The organism is Pseudaeromonas pectinilytica, assembly GCF_054780855.1.
Genome location: NZ_BAAGVN010000268.1, coordinates 1 through 4,003, shown reverse-complemented (window position 1 = coordinate 4,003; position 4,003 = coordinate 1). Strand labels below are relative to the sequence as shown.

General features: G+C 58.4%; 5 protein-coding genes. All 5 read left to right on the top strand.

The genetic code is table 11. The features are described 5' to 3' along the window. Nucleotides 1-87 precede the first annotated feature (87 nt). The 5 genes from ACYVG7_RS11055 (at nucleotide 88) to ACYVG7_RS11035 (ending at nucleotide 3,822) form a co-directional block, all read left to right on the top strand. On the top strand, nucleotides 88-246 hold the full coding sequence (locus ACYVG7_RS11055) for an EAL domain-containing protein (RefSeq protein WP_460883163.1): 159 nt from the start codon (nucleotides 88-90) through the stop codon (nucleotides 244-246). 40 nt (nucleotides 247-286) lie between these two features. Further along, on the top strand, nucleotides 287-967 hold the full coding sequence (locus ACYVG7_RS11050; RefSeq protein ID WP_460883162.1) for a hypothetical protein: 681 nt from the start codon (nucleotides 287-289) through the stop codon (nucleotides 965-967). Between the two features lie 217 nt (nucleotides 968-1,184). Then, nucleotides 1,185-1,943, top strand: coding sequence for a polysaccharide lyase family 7 protein (locus ACYVG7_RS11045; RefSeq protein WP_460883161.1), 759 nt, complete (start codon nucleotides 1,185-1,187; stop codon nucleotides 1,941-1,943). A 390-nt stretch (nucleotides 1,944-2,333) separates the two neighbouring features. Continuing rightward, complete coding sequence (locus tag ACYVG7_RS11040) at nucleotides 2,334-3,275, top strand: beta-1,6-N-acetylglucosaminyltransferase (protein WP_460883160.1); 942 nt, start codon at nucleotides 2,334-2,336, stop codon at nucleotides 3,273-3,275. A 94-nt stretch (nucleotides 3,276-3,369) separates the two neighbouring features. After that, entirely contained in the window at nucleotides 3,370-3,822 is a 453-nt protein-coding gene (locus ACYVG7_RS11035; protein WP_460883159.1) for a type III secretion system chaperone family protein, read from the top strand. Nucleotides 3,823-4,003 lie beyond the last annotated feature (181 nt).

Sequence of the window (4,003 nt, the reverse complement as noted above, 5' to 3'; positions counted from 1 at the left end):
TGGTATCCATAGCGGGCACCTCAGTCCAGCGAACTTACTGCAAGTATAGATTGCCCCAACACGTAAAGGGAACAGCGCCGCGTACAGATGTTCCAGCAGCTAAATATCACCCCATTGGCCGAAGGGGTGGAAACTCGCGGTGAAATGCAATTTCTACGCGATATCGGCATCGAGTTGATGCAGGGCTATTATTTCGCCAAGCCGGGTTTTGAATCCTTGCCCGAGGTGGATTTTGACGGTTGTTAGCGGCATCATTTGTCCTTCAATCGCTATGGAGTTATCCCCCGTGAAGAGGCAGGTATTTATCGTCGGCCGTGGCAAACTGGCCCAGGAGTTACTTCAAGAGCTCGACCCGGGCGAGTCGTTCGAGGTGCTGCCCTGGCCTGAGCCTGCCGCTGCACCGAGTCAAGCCATCGTCATTCATGCCGGATCCGGCAAGGCGTTACCGCAGCTGTTTGCCTATTGTGCGGCAACCGGCTCAACGCTGATCGAGCTGGCGACCGGCACCGATCTCGGTGCAGCGGGCGAGCGGTTTCCACTCCTGCTGTGCCCCAACACCAATATTCTGATGCTCAAATTCATGCACATGCTGGCGCAATGTGGTGCCTCGTTCCATGGCTACTCCCAGCAGCTCATCGAGTCCCATCAAGCCAACAAGAGTTCGACGCCCGGCACGGCGGTCAGCATGGCCCACGCTCTCGGCATCCCCGAGGATGCCATTCAATCCGTGCGCGATCCCAAGGTGCAACAGCATGAGCTGGGCATTCCCGAGGAGCATCTGGCACGCCATGCGTTCCACCGCATCCTCATCGCCGACGAGATCTGCAGCCTCAAGCTGGAGTCTCAGGTGTATGGTGCCGCCCCCTATGCCGCAGGAGTGGCTAAAATCGTCGCCGCCGTGCACGCCCACCCGCTGGAGAGCCGTCGCTACGAGATCCAGGAGCTGGTGGCACAGGGCTGGATCTAACGCGGCCACGGCCGCCACGTAACGGTTCGTTCACAGGGTTGTGACGAGCCGCCATTGTGTGCGCAACGCCATTATCACCCTCTCACAACAAGCCATTCACCTCGCCATGGCGGTTATTTGACCGTTTCGCGGCTTTTGTCATCAAGATTACTGCTATCGCCGCTAGGCTATTGCTGGCATATTCGACAACATCTAGCAATACGGGAGAGGATCCATCATGACCCCATGGCGAGTGATTTTAATACTGGGCGCCCTGCTGAGCCTGGCAGGATGCGGTAAAGGTGTGGAGCCACAGCTGGACTACAGCGCTCCGGGTACCCGCTTCGATCTGGCGCACTGGAAGCTGACGATCCCCGATGACGAGGCCAGTGAAATTGCCCCGGACCAACTGCGCGGCTATGCCTCGCGCTATTTTTATCTGGCAGACGACGGCGCTATGGTGTTTGTCGTTCCTGCCTCCGGTGGCACCACCAAAAATAGTGATTACCCGCGCTCGGAGTTGCGCGAGGTACTGGAGCCAAACGATGACAATCGCAACTGGTCCGGTAGCGGCTTCCATCGCCTGGAGGCCGGCTGTCAGGTGGTCCGCGAGCCGGAGACCGGGAAAGTCATCGTCGGGCAGATCCACGGCTTTGATGCCAGGCCGCTGATTAAACTGCAGTGGGAGAAGGGGCGGCTCAAGGCGCTCATCAAGCAACATCCCCAAGGCAGTAACGAGGATGTCAGCCATCTATTCAAGGCGCAGGTGGATAAAGGCCCCTTCACCTACCGCATCGAGGTTCAGGATGGCGTGCTGAGCGTGAGCGTCAACGACGAACCCTTCCGCTATGACTTCTACGCCGCCGATCCGGCCTGGCGTAGCGTGCCCTTCTACTTCAAGGCCGGTGCCTATGCGCAGGCGACCAGTGGCAGTGACAGCGATGTCGCCGAGGTACGCTTCACCCGCTTGCTGACCGAGCACAGACCGGCGCCATAAAGCGACCCTGGCTGGCCGTGGGCTCGGCCAGGGATCGGTGCAGCCGATCTGCCTACAGGCGATAATTCGCGTGGCACCCATGCTTGTGTGATATGGTGCCACGTCACTTCAGGTTACGTACCGGCGTCGATCCTCTTGCATCGGCCTGGCGCGTGGCATTCGGCCCTCGCCGTCACCTCTGTTCCCGTTCTGGCCCGCTTGGCGCGCCATCCTTCATCTGCCGATCACCCAGTGCCCCGGTATGGACTCTTTCCAGCCAGCAAGCCGTTGATCGAATTGCGTCAATGATCCATCGCTCGTCTATGTCCAAGCTGTCCGCGCTCTGCACCGATCCTGGCGCACTGGGATGGCTATTGGCATGCCGTGGCGCATATGCCACAGGAATCACTCATGATCGCCTATCTGATCCTCGTTCATCGTTATCCCCGGTTATTCAAGCGGATGTTCCGCGCCATCTATGACACCAGCAATCACTATGTCATTCACATCGACAAACGCTCCGGCGCCGAACTGTATCAGGAAATAGCCAGCTTTCTGCAGGATTATCCCAATGCCCACTTGTTGCCCAGCGAGAACGCACTCTGGGGCGGTTACAGCCTGGTGAGTGCCGAACTTCGCGGCATTGCGGCCCTGCTGGAGCTGGATGCGCAGTGGGATTTTTTCATCAACCTGAGTGCCCAGGACTTTCCCCTGCACTCCCAGGCGGATATCCAGAGTTATCTGCGCCAACACAGCGGCCAGGATTTCCTCAAGGTGGCGGATCAGCGGCAGTGTCGTCCCGATACCCTGCACCGCATCGAGGAGTGGGTGACCGAGCATGAGCACAGCATCACCGATGGCGCCGGCAATCGTCGGCCTTATCTGGAGAACGTCACGCCTTACATCGGTAACCAGTGGATGATCCTCAGTCGGCGGTTTTGCGAATTTGTCACCCATAGTCCGGAAGTCGAACGTTTCAAGAGCTTCTACCAGCACACGCTGATCCCCGATGAGGGCTTCTTTCAGACGGTGATCATGAACACCAGCTATACCAGTGATCTCATCAATGATGACAAGCGCGCCATCGACTGGATCCCGATGGGCGATATCAAGCTGCGGCCACGGGATTACACGGCCCGGGATGCCGAGCAGTTGCTGGACAGCGAGCAGCTGTTTGCCCGCAAGTTTGATGAGACCATCGATAGCGGGATCCTGGATATTCTTGAAACCCATCTGGCCTCCCCCCTGCCCGGCCGCTATCACAGCCGACTCGAGGCCTGGCCACTGGTGGCAAGCAGCGCAGCGTTGCAGCCTACCAGCGCAGCGTTGCAACCCAGTTGTGCCCTGGTTTGACCTCAGCCGACAGAAGCCTACGGCGTTGTAAGCTTCTGTCAGGCTCCCTTTTGGTTTAGACTGCCCCACCTGTCATTTGGTAACCGTAGACAAGATGATCGTACCCAGTTTTGAAGTCGTGATGCGCTGGCTGACCCAGGGCCAGATCCCCCACTACCTGTGTGAGCAATGCCACGGCATCCACATCGTTGATATTCAATCCCTCGAGGGTGTGCTGGAGAGCCGATTGTTTGTCGAGAGTGAAGGATTGATGTTCACCACCGAGCTGGAGATCCGCCCGGTAGGCTTGCTGCCCCTGGTGGCAGATCTGGGCCGTCTGAACATGAACTACCCGACGCTGAAAATCTTTGTCGACGTGGTGGATGACAATCTGCCCCGGCTGATGATTTGCGACACCATCCATATCGCCGCCGGTCTCACCGACGAGCAGCTGCAACTGTTTATGACCAGCGCCATCACCGGTATGAAGCAGTTATATGGCGAATGCGAACAAGCGGGCTATCTGAATCCGCCGGAAGAAAGCGCCGGCGCGAGTGCGGTGCACTGACCGCGAACACTCCTCCTGGACTGAACCCGCTACGGCGGGTTTTGTTATTTTTGCACCCGTCGCAACCCAAGCCAGAGCTTGGTATCCGCCGCGGTCGCGCCATCGAGTAGGAGGAGGCCTCGCGGCCTCCGTCCTCTCACACCACCGTACATGCGGTTCCGCATACGGCGGTTCATGTTAA